This window comes from Pedobacter jejuensis (assembly GCF_003725795.1).
GTDB lineage: Bacteria > Bacteroidota > Bacteroidia > Sphingobacteriales > Sphingobacteriaceae > Pedobacter > Pedobacter jejuensis.
The window spans coordinates 1-18,841 of record NZ_RBEE01000010.1; the positions used below are offsets into that span (position 1 = coordinate 1).

Below are 18,841 nucleotides of genomic sequence, written 5' to 3' on the forward strand. Positions count from 1 at the left end.
CTAAAGACCGATAATATCAGGCAGGCAAAGGGAAACCTCAGAAAGGCAGTTGAGCTCTACAATGGTCAAAGGCCCCACTTGAGTCTTGGAATGAAAACGCCAAACCAGGTACATGAAAAAAATCTAAATACCAAAAGGCTTTGGAAGAATTATTACAATAAAAAGTGTAAAGTTGTAGATATGTTTAACGAAACGAACTAACCTAATCTGTAAACCTATTTCAGGACGAGACAACTTCAAAAAAGCAGCTTCAATAATTTGAAAAAAAATTAATAATCGAACTCAGGATTATAAATTGCATTGTACAATAAAATGTTAGCTAAAGCCAATTGAAATTAATATACTACACAGTTTAATTCAAGCTTTAAATGATTTATAAAATGTTCATAAATAAGACATGAACATTTTGCTTCAATTTAAACTCATTTACTATATTCGCTCCATAAATCTCCCTGTTTAATTTTTTGAAATTGGTATCCCAAAAAACCCAATTTCTACATTGAAAATTTTAAACAAATACATATAACAAAATCATGAAAACAACTAAATTACTAATGAGTATGGTTGTTGCGGCTACACTATTTTTCGTGGGTTGCTCACCAAAAGATGCAGATATTCAAGCTGCAATTCAGGCTAAAGAAGCTGCCGGAGTAACCGTAGCCGTAACAAAAGGCGAAGTTACGCTGACAGGAGAGGTAGCAGATAATGCCGCAAAAGCAAAAGCAGAAGAAGTTGCGAAAGCAGAAAAGGGTGTAAAATCTGTAGTAAATAGTTTAACCATTAAACCTGTTGCTGCGCCTGTAGTAATTACAGAAGACACAACTTTAATTAAAAATGTAACCGATGCTACTAAAGATTTTCCAACGGTAAAAGCAGACGTTAAAGATGGTGTGGTGACGCTTACCGGCGAAATCAAAAAAACTTCATTAATTACTTTGATGCAACGTTTGAGCGTATTAAAACCTAAAAAAATCGACAATAAACTAACTGTAAAATAACCGGAATTATGGCATTACAAGATAAATATAAAGCATTAACCGATGCAGCAACTGCAGCCGGCATAACAAATTTAGCCGTACGCGAACAAGATGGCATTTTATACATTGATGGTACCGCAGCCAATGGCGCTATTAAAGATCATTTATGGGAAATTTACAATCAAATCGACCCGAATTTTGTTTCAGGTGATTTGGTTTTGAATGTTAATGTTGCTATTGATGCTGCAGTAACCCATGCAAAAGTAATTACACAAAGCAGTAATTTAAATATTCGCAAAGGACCAGGAACCGACCAGCCAATTGTAGGTAAAGCTGCGCATGGAGAAATAATCACTTTAGTTAACAGAAGTAATGGATTATGGTGGCTGGTAAGAACTGTTGATGGTGAAGAGGGTTATTGTTATGCGCAATATTTAGAGGCACAAGCTTAAGAATTATCAAACAAAAAAATCCGCAACATTTATCAATATTGCGGATTTTTTGTTTTTAATTGGTCTTCATTTTGAGCGCAGCTAAGAAGTCTTTAAACGAAGTTTGATAAATCCTTAATTGCTTTGTTATTCTTTTGTGGCTTTTGTGGTCAAATTTTTAACACAAAAGCCACAAAACTAAATAACAAATTATTTTTTGCATAACACCATCCTTCAACATGCTTAAGCCAACAAATTGCACTCCATGGCTTATATCTCCACAAATCATTCAACAATTCAAAACTAAAATTCCGTTCTGTGATGATATAGACCGGGATTGGATTAGCTTTTTTAGCTTGTTTTCTTTGCCTTCTTAACTTCAGACTTCGGACTATCAACCTCGGACTCTAAGCCCATCTCCTTTTTCAAAAACTTCCCGGTTAAACTTAATGGATTTTGAACCAAACCTTCTGGGGTCCCCTCAAATAAAATTCTACCTCCGCCAGCACCACCTTCTTCGCCTAAATCAATAACCCAATCGGCAACTTTTACAACATCTAAATTGTGTTCGATTACTAAAATGGTGTTGCCCTTATCAACCAATTCTTGCAGTACACCTAAAAGCACGTTAATATCTTCGAAATGCAATCCGGTTGTTGGTTCATCTAAAATATAAAAAGTTTTACCTGTATCTTTCTTTGATAATTCTGTTGCCAGTTTTACACGCTGTGCTTCTCCACCAGATAAAGTAACAGATGATTGACCTAACGTGATGTAACCTAAACCAACATCTTTAAGCGTTTTAATTTTGCGGTAAATGTTTGGAATATGTTCGAAATACACGCAAGCATCTTCAATACTCATATCCAGAACATCGCTGATGGATTTACCACGGTAACGAACTTCAAGGGTTTCACGATTGTATCTTTTTCCACCGCATTCTTCACACGGAACCTGCACATCGGGTAAAAAATTCATTTCGATAACCTTCATTCCCCCACCCTGACAAGTTTCGCATCTGCCTCCTTTAACATTAAATGAAAAACGACCTGGTTTGTAGCCACGAATTTTAGCTTCGGGCAACTGAACAAATAAGTTTCTAATGTCAGAAAAAACACCGGTGTAAGTAGAAGGATTTGAACGAGGTGTTCTGCCGATTGGTGCCTGGTCAATTTCAATTACTTTATCAATCTCTTTTAAGCCGCTAATTTTTTCGTATGGAAGCGGAGTTTTCTTTGCTCTAAAAAAATGATGATTTAATATCGGATAAAGTGTTTCGGTAATTAAACTCGATTTTCCACTGCCCGAAACTCCGGTTACAGCGATAAATTTACCAAGCGGAAAATCAACCGAAACATTTTTCAAATTGTGTCCGCTTGCTTTGGTAATTGAAAGCTTATGTCCGTTACCCTTTCTTCTGGTTTTTGGCGTTTCTATACTTTTCTTACCGTTTAAATAAGCAGCTGTTAAGGTATCAGATTTTAAAATTTGTTTTGCAGTTCCTTCAGCAACGATTTGACCACCATGAATCCCCGCACCAGGACCAACATCAATAACCCAATCGGCCTCCAGAATCATGTCTTTATCATGCTCCACCACTAAAACCGTATTGCCTAAATCACGAAGGTTTTTTAATGCATTAATTAAACGTTCATTGTCTCTCTGGTGTAAACCAATGCTTGGCTCATCCAAAATATACATCACATTCATTAACTGCGAACCAATTTGAGTTGCTAAACGAATGCGTTGTGCCTCGCCGCCAGAAAGTGTTCGAGCCGTTCTATCAAGTGTTAAATAGGTTAAACCAACATCTGTTAAAAATCCAATCCGAGCTTTTATTTCTTTTAAAATTTCTTTTGCAATGATGTTTTGGCGTTCGCTTAATCTTTCATCAACGTTTTCAAACCATTTATGCAAATTGGTAATATCCATTGATGCTAAATCAAAAATATTCATTCCATCAACTTTGAAATGTAAACTCTCTTTCTTTAACCTTGCACCATTACACTCCGGACAGGTTTTTAGTTTTCGGAAAGCCTCCATATCATCAACCGCATTCTCCCCTCTTTTTTCATTCTGCTCTTCGAGCATTTTAATTATACCATCGAATGTGATGTTATAATTTTGAACGTTCCACTTATTATATTCAACCTCAACTTTAATTAAATCGGGCGTTCCGTTCAATATAATGTTGATGATTTCATCGCTTAATTTTTCAATAGGCGTTGACAATGAAAAAGCATATTTTTTTGCAAGCGATTTTAAAACCTGAAACATCCAGGTATCGCGATATTCGCCAAGTGGAGCCAAACCGCCATTTAAAATACTAAGTTTTGGATTTGGCATTACCGAATCCTTATCCACTACGAAAATATAACCTAAGCCATCGCAGCGTTCGCAGGCACCATAAGGCGAGTTGAAGGAAAAGCTATTAGGTTGTGGTTCATCGTAAGAAATTCCCGTTGTTGGGCACATTAAAAATTTACTAAAATGCGCAACATTGTTATCCTTATCGCTGATTTTGATTACACCCTTACCCATTTTCATGGCAGTTTGCAAAGAATCTAACAGTCGCTTTCTATCCTTTTCATCAATAATTAAACGGTCGATAACAACTTCAATATCATGAATTTTATACCTATCAACCTGCATTTTCGCAGTAATGTCTTTTATCTCCCCATCAACACGAACTTTAACATAACCCTGTTTACGCACCTGCTCAAAAAGTTCGCGGTAATGTCCTTTCCTTCCCTTTACAATTGGCGCCAAAATGTTTACTGCAGCACCGTCAAATTTTTTAAAAATATTTTGAAGAATCTGGTCTTCGCTCATGCGTTCCATTTTCTCACCCGTATTGTACGAATATGCATCAGCAACACGAGCATAAAGCAAACGCATAAAATCGTAAATTTCGGTAATGGTACCAACAGTAGACCGGGGATTTTTACTGGTGGTTTTTTGTTCAATGGCAATAACCGGACTTAAACCCGAAACTTTATCAACATCAGGGCGCTCCATCCCGCCCATAAACTGCCGACTGTAAGCGCTGAAGGTTTCCATATATCGCCTTTGGCCTTCGGCATAAATGGTATCAAAAGCTAATGAAGATTTACCGCTACCACTTAAGCCTGTTATTACAACGAGCTGGTTTCGCGGAAAACTTACATCAATATTTTTTAAATTATGTACCCTTGCTCCGTAAACTTCTACATCTTTTTGCTCACCAAGGTCGATAGATTTATTGCTCATATTTTATTAAAAAATTGGGAAGGATTTTTAGCGGAAATGGCTAAAATTCCAATCTGCAAAAATGCTAAAAATTTTATCAAAAAGAAAGTGTAATTCAATCTGTATTAAGGATTAATTGTCATAATGCCGACTTCGATTTCTAAGAAAACCAGATGCCAAACCAAAGCGCATATAACTGTAATTATCTTTAAAATAAATGTTGTAATTATCCTCACCGTAATAACCTACCGCAGCTAATAAAAACACGTTATTCATAAATGGAAAACTATAATTAAAATTAACTTCTGCATTTAAACGTTTGCCGGCATTCCAAATATTTTTTTCAGGAATTTTGTTTACAGCATAGCTTATTTCGGTATTCAACCGCCAGGTTTCTTTCTCTTGTTTAAAATTATTTCTGATTTTAGATTTCTTTTCAATCACATCGTATTTCCTAAAAGAAACATTATAAAGCAGCCTGGTAAAGCCGAAACCATCATCAAGAACAGGTTCATAACGGAACCACTTATGCCATTGAAAACCAAATCTTTGATTCAAAGAATAATAACTTTCATCAGATTTTATTGGTGTGAAGTTGCCAAACCGATAAGATAAGGTTAAATAATTGGCATTAAAATTTCCTGTTTTTGTGTTAATGCTGCCATCTTCATTTCTGGCAGAACCATCTTGCCCGTTTGAGTGATGTGTAAATGCAAGTTCAGCATATTTATAATGATTTGGGTTTGGGTTTAACCTGGCAAAAAGCGAGCCTCCTAAGCGAAAACTTGGCGTTCTTACGCCGGCAGAGAATTCGTTTCTAACCCGAACCGTAAAATCAGGAATAATGGCAAAAGCAACCGGAGATTTGTAACTTCCCAATAACATATATGTTGTGGTTAACCTACCGTTAATTACATATTTTGTTGGCGCACCAATTTCGCCACCAGGCGATGTATAGGCAAAATCGGCATTTTCCTTATAAAGATTTACATATTCTTTATTTGCAGTTTCTCTTTTTAGGAGGAGTGAATCTTTATCTATTTCTTGAGCAAAAATTTTAATGCAGCAAAAACTAAATATTAGGAACAAGAGCAGATACCTTTTCATTAAACCATAAACGTTACGAATTGAAGATTGGTTTTATATTGTTAAAGAAATCATTATTACAACAGGAAATATACCCAAAATCACAAAGCCCCCTTGGTTTCTATGTAGATAGATGTAAATAACTTACAAATTAGATTTTGAATATTGATGTGAAAATTATTAATTTTAAACATCATCCCATAATAAGAAACTTAAACATTATTATGGAACGCCTCAATTTAAATTACATTACCTGTAGTGGAATTGTATCCACTCAAAAACATCGCGATAAAAAATGTCGCTCCGGTTACCTTCCTTGCCAACACATTTATAAAAATTTACTGGCGATTCCCACCAATATGGTTATAAAATCTAACCTTTTTTTATTGATTAAATTTAAATCGCTATTAATAATTTCTAGAAAATCATGTCTTTATTACTTATGGAGAAGGAGGCTGTGAAATGGGAAGCCAAATTACTTAGGCACTATAAACAAAGTAGAATAGCTATATATTTTGGTAAAGATGCTGCATTACTTAAGCAGATTAAAGAAATTAAAGGTGTGCGATGGAGCCATACGTTAAAAGCCTGGCATGTACCCGATGTTGTAGAGAACAGGATAAGGTTTAAGCTACCCGAAAAGATTATTGGCATGCAAAATATTTCAAAAATAGATTTTGCAAACCAAAAAGCTTATCAAGCTTATATCGATACGTTATATTTAAAAGCCTATAGCCGCTCTACCATAAAAACTTATACTGTAGAATTTGCGCAATTGTTGTATTTATTAAAAGCCAAACCGGTTGAAAGCTTAAGCACCGAGCAAATAAAGAGCTACCTTTTATATTGTTTACAAACCCTTAAGCTTAGCGAAAACCAGGTACACAATAGAATAAATGCTATTAAATTTTATTTTGAAAAAGTTTTAGGCAGACTTCAAATTGCTTTCGAAATTCCACGACCAAAAAAGCCAAAATTATTACCAAAAGTTATCCATGCCGAAGATATTGCGAGCATGATAAAAAGTACAGAGAATTTAAAACACAAAACCATTTTGATGCTAGCCTATGGGATGGGCTTAAGGGTAAGCGAAATTGTAAATTTAGCAATAACCGATATAGATAGTAAAAGTATGCAAGTACATATTAGGGCGGCAAAAGGAAAAAAAAATAGATATACGAATTTACCAGAAACCATATTACCAATTTTACGAGCCTATTACACCGCATATAAACCAAAGAAATTTTTATTTGAAGGCCAATTTGGCGAGCAATACAGCATTAGAAGTGCCCAATTGGTGTTTAAACAGAGCTTAGCCCTAGCAAAGATTAATAAAGATGTTGGCATACACAGTTTAAGGCACAGCTTTGCTACACATCTGTTAGAGCAAGGAACAGACATTAGCTACATACAAAAATTATTAGGCCATGAGGATATAAAAACTACATTGATTTATGCGAAGGTTGGCAAGAAAGATTTGACAATGGTACAAAGCCCATTGGATAAAATAAATTTAGAAAAGTAGTTGCGTTTTTTAAGTAGTCTTTTGAGCAGAGTGTACTCAAAAAACGCAATACGAAAATAAAAGAGTATGGCTTTACGATATTTACAAAGGCCTTTTTTTTCTCTTACAACTTATGATTGTTTCGTATATTTATGAGTTGGCAGTAATGCTACGACCGAAACTTAACTAAATGACAATAAAATGTATAGAGAACAAACAACAAATTAAATTATGATTAAAGGACTTTATGAAACTCATTTATTTGTAGAGAATTTAGAAATATCGATTGACTTTTATAAAAATGTTCTTGGACTTGAACAATGCTATTATGAAGAAGAAAGACGAGCAGCATTTTTTTGGATTGGAAAACCTAAAGAAGCAATGTTAGGACTTTGGGAAAAACCGAAATCAGAAATTGACAAGCGACATTTTGCTTTTCGGTGTGAAACAGAATTTATTTTGAACCAGGCGACTAAATTTTTAAATGAAAAAGGGTTAAAACCATACAACTTTTTAAATGACGGAACTGACAAACCAATGGTTTTTGCGTGGATGCCTGCAATTGCAATATATTTTAATGACCCAGACGGACATTACCTTGAATTTATTTCAATTTTAGACGAAGAAGCTACACCAGAATTGGGAGTAATTTCATATAACGAATGGACAAATAAAGATAACTTAATGTAAAATAAGCACTACTGCCAACAAGGGTTTTGCGTCAGGCGGCCTGAAGTGCAAAATTCAACGGTAGTTTTTCAATTGAACTTTAGTAGTAATACCAGCTTTTGTGCTTCGATTTCCCGCCCGAACGCAAAGCCCCGAAACGTTACCTGCTATTTTAGAGCGACACACCAAAAACAAAATGAACCAATATCATTATGGAGATTTAACAATAGAATTAATTGACGAGCCGACTTACAAGTTTGACTCGACTGACAATAAATTCATTTACTCAAAACATTATTTTGGTGACGGAGCGACAGAATATCCGACATCCAAACACGGAATAAAAATTTATCAAAATGACCAAATCATTGACAGTTGCATAGTAATTGGTTCAGGCGGTGCGACAGGCATCCATAAAACTTCGTCACTTCTCGATAATGAAAAATTATTGCTTTGTTGCTGTGATACAATATTTTGTTTGGCACTTCCAGACCTTCACTTAAAATGGAAAAAGCAATCTGACCAAGCGACTTGTTTTCAAATATTCAAGCAAAACGACAACTACATAATACACGGAGAACTTCAAGTAACTAAACTTGACAGTGACGGAAATAAAAAATGGGAATTTGGAGGTGCAGATATTTTTGTTAGCATAGACAACGAAGAAGAATTTAAAATTGAAACGGACGGAATTTTACTTACAGATTTTGCAAAAACAAAATATAAAATTGACTTTGACGGAAAACTAATTTGGGACACTTACAACCGATGAAAAAAACAGCAGGTAACAAGGGTTTATCTCATCGCTATTTATTGTTTTAATGGTTTCGATGATTGCTTCGCAGTTTGCGTCAGGCTGGCTGAAGTGCAAAACTCAACGGCAGTTTTTCAATTAAACATTAGTAGTAAACTCGGCTTTTGTGCTTCGATTGCCCGCCCGAACGCAAAGCCCCAAAACGTTACCTGCAAGCATAAAAGACGACAATGTACATTCAAGAAATAACAATTGATATAAAATCTAATGCAGACAAAGACGAACTCATAGACGAGTTTGGCTTACTTATGTCGTTCTATCGTGGTAGTGGACAGACACTAGGAAGAATTGAATCTCACTACATAGAAAACAACAAAATCGTTTGTTTGCCTTTTACTCTTGAAAAAAACTCACTGGAGAAAAAATTCAATAACTTCTATGTAAATAGACAAAGTGAAAAAATTGAAAAGCTTTGCAATTCCAAACTAACATTTAAGACTGTAGGCAAATCTTATGACAGCTACAAGACTCCTTGTAAATGTAAAAAGTCGGACTTCTACATACTAATTACAAACTATATCACAATCCAATCGCCATTGATTTGTGGGACCTGTAATAAATCTGTTCCACTTTACCGACTGCCTCAATTTTACGACTATGGCTATATGCCAATATTAAGCTGGGAAACAAATTATATTTCTTGTGACAGATTGCAAATGAATTGCGAAGTTGGCGAAAGATGGGCCTTAATGGGGGTTATTTCAAAAGTGGCCACTTATTTTTGTGCAAAGTGGCCGCATGTTTCGCTCCAAAGTATCCACTTCGTTTCGGCTGAAACTGTTCACTTGGCTGATTTAAAGATGTTTTAAGGTACTGAAAATGATTTCTGGGGTATCAGGTTTGGATGGTGTTCAAATACAGAATCTGGAAAGCTAAAAGCGTTTAAAAGAGAATTTTTTGGGCTGTTGTCTAAACAATATTGATTCTGGTCTTTTACAGGAATCCTGAAGTTCATTGTGGGCTTCTGCTGGACAAAAGACGCTGTGATCGCGTTCGGGATGTTTGCCTCAGCCTGGGTTAATCAAAGGCATATACAAAGCTCGCAAAAATAAAAAGTCCTTATTGTGCTGGACACTTTGGAATGAAACAGGGTGGATACTTTTATTGAAATACACACCCAATTACGGAATGGGAGCAAAAAACATTTTCCATTACCAAAAACGGAGAAGTAAGGCAAACCAAACATCTGTATAAAAAATATGGCAACATCAAATGGAAACAAAGTGAAGAATGGTATAAAAAATAGCGTAGGACTAACAATTTAGCTTCGGTTTAACCAACCCTTAAATAAATTCCGTAAAAATCAATTGTTATAATAAATTAAAATGTACAAAAGCGAACAACTCATCGGGCAACTAGAAAAGAGAAAAGGAGGCTATTTTTATTTAAAAATTGATGCGGACATCGTTAACCAATTTGAAAATAAACGGCGTACAAGACTTATTTGTAATCTTGATGATAAAATATCATTTCAATGTGGACTTAATCATTTGGGTGATGGTAATTTTTTCATCATCATCTCAACTAAAAATTTAAAAAAAATAGATAGACAACCTGGAGAAACTATTGAATTTGAAATTAAGGAAGATCCCAATCCGCTTGGAGTTGATATACCAGAAGTACTTGAAATTTTGCTTGAGCAAGACAAAGATTTGAACGAAATATTTTCCAAACTAACGGATGGAAAGAAAAGAACTATTATTATTCAAACATCTAAAATAAAGGATATTGATAAACAAATAGCAAAAACCATAGAACTCATCAATAAGAACTCCACACATCGCTAACTCAAAAAAGTAGCAGGCAATCTGCAACAGCCTTAATAATTAAAGAAACAATTGAGTAAAAAGATTAAAATAGCATTTTCAACAAGTATTTGCGCAATCAGATAAATCGTGCAAAGGCACACTTAAAAAATGTTACCATTCAATTGTAGTTCCGTTTTCTGTCGGATGACCGGTACAAACTAAAACCCTTCCCCTTTCAATTTCATCATCTGTTAGCACTTCATTGTAATCCATTTTAACGCCACCTTTAGTGCAATTGGCTACACAAGTGCTACAAACGCCACCGCGACAACTATAAGGAAGTTTAATTTTATGTTCTAAAGCAACATCTAAAATTCTCTTTGGCCAAGGTACATCAAGGTTATAAACTTGCCCTTCAAAATTTAAAACAACTGAATAGGCGTTTTTATCAACAACTTTTTCAGAACTGTCATCTTCATCAACTTCATCTTCGGGCAATACAAATGTTTCTCGCTTAATTTGTTTAATATCGAAACCCATACCCAAAAGAGTAATTCGGCATAAATCCATGTAAATTATTGGTCCGCATGAATAGAATAGAGCCTCATCCCTCTCGTAAATTAAATGTTCCTTTAATATCTTTTCGATATAAAATTTGTTTAGCCTTGCGGTTAACAGGTTTTTGCTATTACTAAAAACGAATATAATTTTTAACCTTTCGGGATATTTATTCTGCCATTCAATCAATTCATCATAAAACAAAGTGCTATCCAGCGCTCGATTGCTGTAAACTAGCGTAATTTTAGAATTTTCCTCACGAATTAAAGCAGTTTTTAGTATCGAGAATAATGGTGTAATGCCAACACCTGCAGCAAAGAGAAATACATTGCGTTTTAAATACTTTTCTGGTAAATATGTAAATAAACCTTGGGGTTCTTGAGCTAAAAGGACATCACCAACTGAGGTTTTATGATGTAATAATCTTGAAATTTCTCCATTTTCAACACGTTTTACTGTAATTGAAAGCGGCTCGTTTAAGTCGGGCGAACTGTTTAACGAATATGAACGACGAACTTCCTTGTTCTTGCCCTCGAATATTAGTGATATAAATTGACCTGCAAGATATGTAGGATAATCTCCTTCTACAGGTTGGAGTTGTAGCGTAATGTTATCACCCGGCTGATTTATAATGTTATCTATTCGAAGTTTGTACATATATGCAAAGAAAGGAATTTGAGGTTAAAGCTGAAAGACTAAAGCTGAAAGATTAAAGCTGAAAGATAAGAGACCAAAGCCTAAAGCTGAAAGACTAAAGATAAAGTTAGGATATAAGAGATAAATGATAAAATCTATGAAATCATATTATCTGTGAAATCATTTTCAAAAAAAAACGTCTCGATTTAAATCGAGACGCCTTACCAAATGCTTGTCTTTTATTTTTTATTCGGCATTGTATGCCAGTAATTCTTTAGGTTTATCGTAACCATAACGAACAGGGTGTTCAATAATTTGTTTCATCGAAATTACTTTGTAAACGTACCCACCAGTTTCACGGTTAAGGCGCATTTTATAATAATTATCTTGATTTTGATTATTAATCTGCTTGCGTAAACGGCCATCGCCAACATTGTATGCCGCAGCAACCAATGTCCAGCTTTCTAAACCTTTATACATTTCTTTAATGTATTTGCATGCTGCAACGGTAGATTTGCGCAAATTATAGCGTTCATCATTTCCACCGTTAACTTTTAAGCCGTAGCTACGAGCGGTACCTGGCATAAACTGCCACACACCTGCTGCTCCTTTAGGCGAAACTCCGGCCTGCATACCCGATTCTACTAAAGCTAAATACTTAAAATCATCGGGAATTCCGTAAGCTGCTAAAATTGGCTCAATAATCGGAAACCACTCGGCAGCTTTTCGCTGTAAACGATGCGTTTGCGTATTGCCATAAGTATGAGCTGCAAGGATTTTTTTCATTTTGCGTTCTACCTTTCTATCGCCTAAGGGCAAGGTTTCATCGGCAAAATTTAACTGTGCCATTAAAGATTTTTTCTCTGTTTTTGGCTTTTCAGTTACTGGTATTGTAGTGTTAAATTTTTCTTCTTTTAAAAGACTTTTTTGTGCTAAGGGCATTTGGTAAGCGAACACTTTTGCCATAATAAATAGTGCTGCCACTACCGAAAATGGTATGATGTGTTTCTTTAACATTTTCCTCCTTTTTTTGGTGAACTTATAAAAAACGTTGACAAAGGTAAAAATTAATAATCAGATTACCAACTAGTTACAAAATATATTGCTAAAATCGAGGTTTAAACCGCTTTAAACCAAGGTTTTTAATTTTGATTTTCACTCAATTTTATCTATGTTAGAGGCTATTTTTCGATAAAATTTTATCCATCCAAGCAATTGTGTATTTCAGCTATTTTGCCTAAATTTGCAGCCCGCATTTCAGGTGCGGCTAAAAGCGTATCATGATAAATAAAAACAACAGGAACAGTCGGGATGACAAGTCCAATCCGGGAAGCCGAAAAACCGAAGGCAGAAGTAACGCCGGTGGTTCTGACAGAAAAAGATCAGAAGACAAAGACAGTAAATTCAAAAAATCATCCGATTCTAAAACCGGCTTCAGACCTAGAAGCACCGACGGTAAAGATTTCAAATCTAAATCTTTCGGAGACAAAAAAGATTTTAAACCTAGAAGTGGCGATAGAGATTTCAAATCAAAAGATGGCGAAGCTAAAGGCTTTAAATTTGGCGATAGAGAATTTAAATCAAAAGATTCAACATCAAGAGGTAGCGAACGCGAATTCAAACCAAGAGAAGGTGGCTCTAGAGATTATAAACCAAGAACAGGTGACAGAGATTTCAAATCGAGAGATGGTGGATCCAGAGATTTTAAACCAAGAACAGGCGACAGAGATTTTAAATCAAGAGATAATAAAGAAGGTGGTGCAAGAGACTATAAACCAAGAGGAGATCGTGATTTCAAATCTAAGGATGGAGATTCGAAAGATTTTAAACCAAGAGAAGGCGGAGCAAGAGATTACAAGCCAAGAACAGGTGAACGCGACTTTAAAGCCAGAGATGGTAAAGAAGGCGGATACAAAGACTTTAAAGCAAGAGGCGCAAGGAAAGATGACTTCAAACCAAGCGCAGGAAGTTCTAGAGATGTAAAGCCAAGAGAAGGTGCTGATAGCAGACCTTTTAGAAAACGCGAAGAAAGCCAGCCAAGAGATACAGAATTTAACCGTGAGGAAAGAACTGTAATTAAGCAGGGGCGCAAAACAAATGAAGATAAAGGCTTAATACGCCTAAACAGATATATTTCAAACGCAGGAATTTGCTCTCGCCGTAAAGCAGACGAACTGATTGCAGCAGGTATTATTACCGTTAACGGAGAAGCGGTAACAGAATTAGGTCATAAGGTAGATCCGGCTAAAGATCAGGTTCGTTACAATGGCGAATTACTTAAACGCGAAAAGAAAGTTTACGTTCTACTAAATAAACCAAAAGATTATATCACCACTACCGATGATCCGCAGGAACGCCGCACCGTAATGCAATTGGTAGATAAAGCTAGTCGCGAGCGGATTTATCCGGTTGGACGTTTAGACCGTAACACTACTGGTTTACTTTTAATGACGAATGATGGTGATTTAGCTGATAAATTATCTCATCCTAAAAACGGAATTACTAAAATTTACAATGTAGAGTTGGATAAATCTTTATCGCAAGGAGATTTAAATAAAATTCAGTTTGGTTTAGAGTTAGAAGATGGTCTGATTAAACCAGATAACATTACTTATGTAACCGGTGGTACAAAGAAAGAAATCGGCATTCAAATCCACAGTGGTAAAAACCGTATTGTACGCCGTATTTTCGAACATTTAGGTTATAATGTAGAGAAGTTGGATAGAGTTGTTTATGGTAATTTAACTAAAAAAGATTTACCAAGAGGAAGATGGCGCTACCTTGAAGAACACGAATTAATTCAGATTAAACACCTTATTAAATAATATCAAAAGCAATCGAAAGATTGCTTTTTTTGTTAGTCCTAATTTTTCTCATATTTGTTTACAATCCAAAAAATCAGTTCTATGAAAAAGTATAATCTTCTTTTGTTATTTATGACCATATCCATAGCATTTGTAGCGCAGCAAACCAATTATAATCTTTTAATCGGCACATACACCAATACGCCTGCTAAAAGCGAAGGGATTTACACCTATAACTTTAACACCTCAACTGGCAATACAAAATTAAAAAGCATCGCAAAAAATGTTGCCAATCCTAGTTACTTAGCCATATCGCCTGATGGTAAGTTTGCCTATTCTGTAAATGAATCTGGCAGTAGCAGCAGCGTAAGCGCATTTAAGTATAACGCTTTAACTGGTGCACTTTCATTTATAAACAAAGTTGATAGTGAAGGTGCAGATCCGTGTTATATTACAGTAGATAATGATAATGTGATTGTAGCAAATTACAGCGGTGGCAGCTTAGCGGTTTTTAAGCGCAAACCAAATGGCTCTTTAAATAATGCTGCATTGGTAATTAAACATTCAGGAAAAAGTATCGATCCAAAAGGCAGACAGCAAAGTGCGCATGTACATATGGTAAAATTTACACCTGACAAAAAGTTTTTGATTTGCAATGATTTAGGCGAAGACCAAATTTATATTTATAGCTATAACCCTAAAAGTAAGCAACAGATTTTATCGTTGAAAAATGTTTTAAAAACCACTCCAGGTACTGGTCCGAGGCATATAACATTTAGCCCGAATGGCAAATTTGCCTATTTAGCACACGAATTTAATGGAAGTATTACAGGTTTTGTTTATTCGAATGGAAGTTTAAAGAAAATTCAGGAAATTGGTACAACACCGCAAGGATTTGAAGGCCGTATTGATGCTGCAGACATACACGTTTCTGCTGATGGGAAATTTTTGTACGAAACCAACAGAGGCGATGCCAATACCATTTCTGTATTTTCGATATTATCGACCGGAATATTAAGATTTGTTGAAACGGTTAGCACGTTAGGAAAAGGACCAAGAAACTTTTCTATCGACCCGAGTGGAAAGTTTTTATTGGTTGCGCATCAATATACGAACGATGTTATAATTTTTAAACGCAATAAACTTACAGGCAAACTAACCTATAGTGGCAAAAAAATAGAGGTTGCTGCTCCAGTGAACTTAGTATTTACTAAGTAAGGTTAAGATTTGAGTAGATAAAAATTTGATTAAAATTTAGGTATAAAAAAAGCTCCAAGAATTTTGGAGCTTTTTTTATGCTTTATGCTGGTTCTGCAACTCTAGCAACATTACGATAAGGAAAATCGCTAAATATATGGCGGCGGGCAAAACGACCTGGCGAATCTGCATTTACCAACTTTACATAAATGGCTTTAGGCACATCAAAGTATTCATAAGCACTTCCATCAAAAAACTGAATGTTTAATACTTGTTGTTTGTATTCAAAATCCAGAATATTCGATTTTGTGATGGTTTCGGTATAAGTTTCAATATTTTGCTCACGAGTTTCGGGTGCAATACTTACTAAAAAGTGATAAGCTTCGATAATATCTTTACTTCTTGCTTCTGCTTCTAATTTTTCTTCTTCCTGCTGAAATTTATCTGGGTGACAATCTTTCATTAATGTGCGGTACACAGATTTAAGATCTTTTAATTCAGCATTTTTATCTACACTTAAAAGCTTTCTGTAATCAACAATTTTTTTCATCTAACCTATTTTCTAATATTAACACGAAACCTTTGAATTTTAGTTAAGGCTTCAAAGGCGCAAAGGTACAATTTATAATGCTTTGATTTTGAGAAAGTTTTGTTTTTTGAGATATATTTTATTAGACCTTAAAATTAAATAGCTTTTACCCATACTGATAATGAAAGAGTTGCGAAGAAATTTACTTTTTGAATTCTAAGATAAAGGTTTAGCTTCGAGATGGAAAAACTGTTTAAAATCTTGGTGTGGAATATTTCCATGTTAGTATAAACCTGAGATTCTTAAGCTTAATATTTTGCTTTTTTATCTCCGTGTTGCTTTTACGAAACGTCTTGCTGAATTTATTTCAGCATCTTTCCTGCAAAAAAGGAGGCCGAAATAAATTCAGGGTGATGTTAACTATAAAAAGCAGTTTTAAGTAAATGTTACTTCGACAGGCTAATTAGATAATGTTAACGAATTAACTCTCAATACTATAACAAATCAAAAAAAGCATCTAAGACATTCTTCAACTCTATCAAAGCGATCTATTTTGGCAAACCATTCTCAGGTTTTAATTCTTCTAAAATTGGTGTTGAGATGGATTTTACAGACTTATGCATAACATCATTTTTCTGCTCCAAAATTACAATATCATTTTTCCCTACTTTTAACCAGCAGCCCGGCACATATAAAGTTTGCTGCGGACCAACGCTCCAATATCTGCCAATATTTATTCCATTTATAAACACAATTCCTTTGCCCCAATCACGCATATCGAGAAAGGTATCGCCGGTTTTTGTTAGTGTAAAATTACCTTCATAAATTGCAGGTTTACCAGCTGTTGCTGTGTTTTTAACATTAGCGATATTAGGAACTACATCCATTGGGAGTTTATACATATCCCAATTACCTGTTATGGTTTCGCCATTAATAATTACCGGAGAAATAATGCCTTTAGTACTGTTAACGATTTTAGCACCATAATTTATCCGCCCCATGTTCTCTACAAAAATATCAAGCGTTGCATTAAAAGGAATATCAATATCACAATCGTATTTTTTATAATAACTATTTAACTCGGCTACTTTTGTTCCATTTACATAAATAATGGCATAATCTCTAAGTCCATTTAACTCTAATTTACCACTGATGGGTTGCTTAAACTTTTTACTGTACCAAACATAACCATGGCCTTGGTTCAATTCTTCAAAAGTTAACGGCTTATCGCTATTAACAGGCTTCACGTTATTTTTTACATCTTCCAAATCTACCGCCTTAGTGAAAGCAATATTCGGAATTTCAATTACCGGGATTTTTGCAGGAATAGCTGGTGTTTCTTCCTTTTTAAGCAAGTTGCGAAGTGCTAGGTATTTTTCAGTTGCCCAACCTGCTTCGCTAATTGGCGCATCATAATCATAGCTGGTTAAATCTGGCTGTATATCATGTTTATTATCATAGTTAGCACCCGATGTAAAACCAAAATTTGTACCTCCATGAATCATGTAATAATTGAAAGACACATCCCCATCTAAATATTTTTGAGTTTGTTTAACAATACTTTCTGTAGAAACTTTTGGAAATGGTTCTGCCCAATGATCTAACCAACCCGGATAAAATTCTGCAACCATATAAGGGCCTTTGCCCCCATTATATTTATTTACAACTTCTTTTAATTTAGCTACATCATCTTCGCCATTTGCCGTTGGTAAAGCACCAGGCAAGGCACCGCCTTCAAACAACCAGCTTCCATCAGATGTAAAAAATGGAACATTGAAGCCAACATCTTTTAATTGTTGAAATACGGCTGCACTATATTTTTTGTGTTCCTCTAAACTTATATCTTTCCTTTGCGAAACGTAAGAACCAAATTCATTTTCACCTTGAACCATAATTATTGGTCCGCCGTTGGTTACGAAGAGATTTTTAACCTGACCATACAAAGCTGTAAAATATGCTTTTGTTGCAGATAGATAAGGCTCGTTAACACCACGAATAACCATTCCAGGTACTTTTTGCAGAAACCAAGGATAGCCGCCAAATTCCCATTCGGCACAAACATAAGGTCCCGGACGAAGTATAACATAAAGCCCTTCTTCCTGTGCAATTTTAACATATTCAGCAATATTTTTATTATCTGATTTGAAATCCCAAACGCCGGGAGCAGTTTCATGGTAGTTCCAAAACACGTAAGTGGCTACAGCATTTAAACCCATAGCTTTCATCATTTGTAAACGATGACGCCAATACGGTTTGGGGATGAAAGCGTAATGCATTTCACCACTATGGATTTGCACAGGCTTGCCATCTAAAAGAAAATTTCCATCGGCAATAGCAAAGGTATGTTTAACAGACTTGGTTTGGGCCTTAGCATTTACGGCAAAAGCCAACAGCAAAAAAATGGTAAAGATTTTGGTTTTCATTGTGATTTCTTCAAAGGTTTAATTTCCAAAACATGGATGTAACGGCATACAAATATTTCTAAAAAAAGTTTCCTTATTAAAGAAGTTTTGGTTGAAAATTCGGAAAATCCGACTTGATATCTTCAAAAAACTTCAATTTAAGTCAAACGTTTGATTGCGTTATACGCTTCAAAAACGAACTTTTTTTTCTATTAATTATATGCTCAAACCTTTAAATATAGCTTTTAAGGCACAAAA

Annotated in this window: 16 protein-coding genes; 10 read left to right on the forward strand and 6 right to left on the reverse strand. The window is 35.1% G+C overall.

From position 1 onward, the window contains the following. From D7004_RS06065 to D7004_RS06075, 3 genes are all read left to right on the forward strand, one after another. Positions 1–201, forward strand: a 201-nt coding sequence (locus D7004_RS06065) for an integrase core domain-containing protein (RefSeq protein WP_148042763.1), incomplete at its 5' end; no start/stop codon positions are given. Positions 202–533: 332 nt separating this feature from the next. Next, positions 534–998, forward strand: a complete 465-nt coding sequence (locus D7004_RS06070) for a BON domain-containing protein (protein WP_123204985.1) — start codon at positions 534–536, stop codon at positions 996–998. An 8-nt stretch (positions 999–1,006) separates the two neighbouring features. After that, on the forward strand, positions 1,007–1,429 hold the full coding sequence (locus D7004_RS06075; protein ID WP_123204986.1) for an SH3 domain-containing protein: 423 nt from the start codon (positions 1,007–1,009) through the stop codon (positions 1,427–1,429). Between the two features lie 330 nt (positions 1,430–1,759). On the opposite strand, the gene uvrA is transcribed toward D7004_RS06075, so the two are convergent. Continuing rightward, the gene (uvrA, locus tag D7004_RS06080; RefSeq protein WP_123204987.1) at positions 1,760–4,657 is read right to left on the reverse strand and encodes an excinuclease ABC subunit UvrA; all 2,898 of its coding nucleotides are present in this window, start codon (positions 4,655–4,657) and stop codon (positions 1,760–1,762) included. A 111-nt stretch (positions 4,658–4,768) separates the two neighbouring features. Then, positions 4,769–5,743 carry a hypothetical protein gene (locus D7004_RS06085; RefSeq protein WP_123204988.1) on the reverse strand — a complete coding sequence of 325 codons (975 nt, stop codon included), beginning with the start codon at positions 5,741–5,743 and terminating at the stop codon, positions 4,769–4,771. 406 nt (positions 5,744–6,149) lie between these two features. Between D7004_RS06085 and D7004_RS06090 the strand changes: the two genes are divergently transcribed. The 5 genes from D7004_RS06090 to D7004_RS06110 all read left to right on the forward strand — a co-directional run bounded on the left by D7004_RS06090 (position 6,150) and on the right by D7004_RS06110 (position 10,496). Continuing rightward, entirely contained in the window at positions 6,150–7,247 is a 1,098-nt protein-coding gene (locus tag D7004_RS06090; RefSeq protein ID WP_208646798.1) for a tyrosine-type recombinase/integrase, read from the forward strand. 210 nt (positions 7,248–7,457) lie between these two features. Then, positions 7,458–7,916 carry a VOC family protein gene (locus D7004_RS06095; protein WP_123204989.1) on the forward strand — a complete coding sequence of 153 codons (459 nt, stop codon included), beginning with the start codon at positions 7,458–7,460 and terminating at the stop codon, positions 7,914–7,916. 175 nt (positions 7,917–8,091) lie between these two features. Further along, a complete protein-coding gene (locus D7004_RS06100; RefSeq protein WP_123204990.1) occupies positions 8,092–8,667 on the forward strand; it encodes a hypothetical protein in 576 nt (191 codons plus the stop codon). A gap of 212 nt (positions 8,668–8,879) precedes the next feature. Further along, positions 8,880–9,518: a DUF2310 family Zn-ribbon-containing protein gene (locus tag D7004_RS06105; protein WP_123204991.1), complete on the forward strand. Its 639-nt coding sequence runs from the start codon at positions 8,880–8,882 to the stop codon at positions 9,516–9,518. Between the two features lie 516 nt (positions 9,519–10,034). Next, positions 10,035–10,496 (forward strand): DUF1905 domain-containing protein, encoded by a 462-nt coding sequence (locus D7004_RS06110; protein ID WP_123204992.1) that lies wholly within the window; start codon positions 10,035–10,037, stop codon positions 10,494–10,496. A gap of 132 nt (positions 10,497–10,628) precedes the next feature. Here the strand turns inward: D7004_RS06110 and D7004_RS06115 are convergent, their stop codons facing one another. Then, positions 10,629–11,672, reverse strand: coding sequence for a 2Fe-2S iron-sulfur cluster-binding protein (locus tag D7004_RS06115; RefSeq protein ID WP_123204993.1), 1,044 nt, complete (start codon positions 11,670–11,672; stop codon positions 10,629–10,631). Between the two features lie 225 nt (positions 11,673–11,897). Then, the gene (locus D7004_RS06120) at positions 11,898–12,668 is read right to left on the reverse strand and encodes a lytic transglycosylase domain-containing protein (protein WP_123204994.1); all 771 of its coding nucleotides are present in this window, start codon (positions 12,666–12,668) and stop codon (positions 11,898–11,900) included. 263 nt (positions 12,669–12,931) lie between these two features. Here D7004_RS06120 and D7004_RS06125 point away from each other — a divergent pair, with 263 nt between their 5' ends. Further along, complete coding sequence (locus D7004_RS06125; protein ID WP_123204995.1) at positions 12,932–14,476, forward strand: pseudouridine synthase; 1,545 nt, start codon at positions 12,932–12,934, stop codon at positions 14,474–14,476. An 81-nt stretch (positions 14,477–14,557) separates the two neighbouring features. Next, positions 14,558–15,673, forward strand: a complete 1,116-nt coding sequence (locus tag D7004_RS06130) for a lactonase family protein (RefSeq protein ID WP_123204996.1) — start codon at positions 14,558–14,560, stop codon at positions 15,671–15,673. 82 nt (positions 15,674–15,755) lie between these two features. On the opposite strand, the gene D7004_RS06135 is transcribed toward D7004_RS06130, so the two are convergent. Together D7004_RS06135 and D7004_RS06140 are read right to left on the reverse strand one after the other, a co-directional pair. Continuing rightward, the gene (locus D7004_RS06135; RefSeq protein WP_123204997.1) at positions 15,756–16,202 is read right to left on the reverse strand and encodes a KTSC domain-containing protein; all 447 of its coding nucleotides are present in this window, start codon (positions 16,200–16,202) and stop codon (positions 15,756–15,758) included. A gap of 527 nt (positions 16,203–16,729) precedes the next feature. Next, complete coding sequence (locus D7004_RS06140; RefSeq protein WP_123204998.1) at positions 16,730–18,604, reverse strand: glycoside hydrolase family 35 protein; 1,875 nt, start codon at positions 18,602–18,604, stop codon at positions 16,730–16,732. Between the last annotated feature and the right edge of the window lie 237 nt (positions 18,605–18,841).

Coding starts and splice junctions, on each gene's coding strand:
- D7004_RS06070 (WP_123204985.1), top strand. CDS start 534: ATGAAAACAACTAAATTACTAATGAGTATGGTTGTTGCGGCTACACTA.
- D7004_RS06075 (WP_123204986.1), top strand. CDS start 1,007: ATGGCATTACAAGATAAATATAAAGCATTAACCGATGCAGCAACTGCA.
- uvrA (WP_123204987.1), bottom strand. CDS start 4,657: ATGAGCAATAAATCTATCGACCTTGGTGAGCAAAAAGATGTAGAAGTT.
- D7004_RS06085 (WP_123204988.1), bottom strand. CDS start 5,743: ATGAAAAGGTATCTGCTCTTGTTCCTAATATTTAGTTTTTGCTGCATT.
- D7004_RS06090 (WP_208646798.1), top strand. CDS start 6,150: ATGTCTTTATTACTTATGGAGAAGGAGGCTGTGAAATGGGAAGCCAAA.
- D7004_RS06095 (WP_123204989.1), top strand. CDS start 7,458: ATGATTAAAGGACTTTATGAAACTCATTTATTTGTAGAGAATTTAGAA.
- D7004_RS06100 (WP_123204990.1), top strand. CDS start 8,092: ATGAACCAATATCATTATGGAGATTTAACAATAGAATTAATTGACGAG.
- D7004_RS06105 (WP_123204991.1), top strand. CDS start 8,880: ATGTACATTCAAGAAATAACAATTGATATAAAATCTAATGCAGACAAA.
- D7004_RS06110 (WP_123204992.1), top strand. CDS start 10,035: ATGTACAAAAGCGAACAACTCATCGGGCAACTAGAAAAGAGAAAAGGA.
- D7004_RS06115 (WP_123204993.1), bottom strand. CDS start 11,672: ATGTACAAACTTCGAATAGATAACATTATAAATCAGCCGGGTGATAAC.
- D7004_RS06120 (WP_123204994.1), bottom strand. CDS start 12,668: ATGTTAAAGAAACACATCATACCATTTTCGGTAGTGGCAGCACTATTT.
- D7004_RS06125 (WP_123204995.1), top strand. CDS start 12,932: ATGATAAATAAAAACAACAGGAACAGTCGGGATGACAAGTCCAATCCG.
- D7004_RS06130 (WP_123204996.1), top strand. CDS start 14,558: ATGAAAAAGTATAATCTTCTTTTGTTATTTATGACCATATCCATAGCA.
- D7004_RS06135 (WP_123204997.1), bottom strand. CDS start 16,202: ATGAAAAAAATTGTTGATTACAGAAAGCTTTTAAGTGTAGATAAAAAT.
- D7004_RS06140 (WP_123204998.1), bottom strand. CDS start 18,604: ATGAAAACCAAAATCTTTACCATTTTTTTGCTGTTGGCTTTTGCCGTA.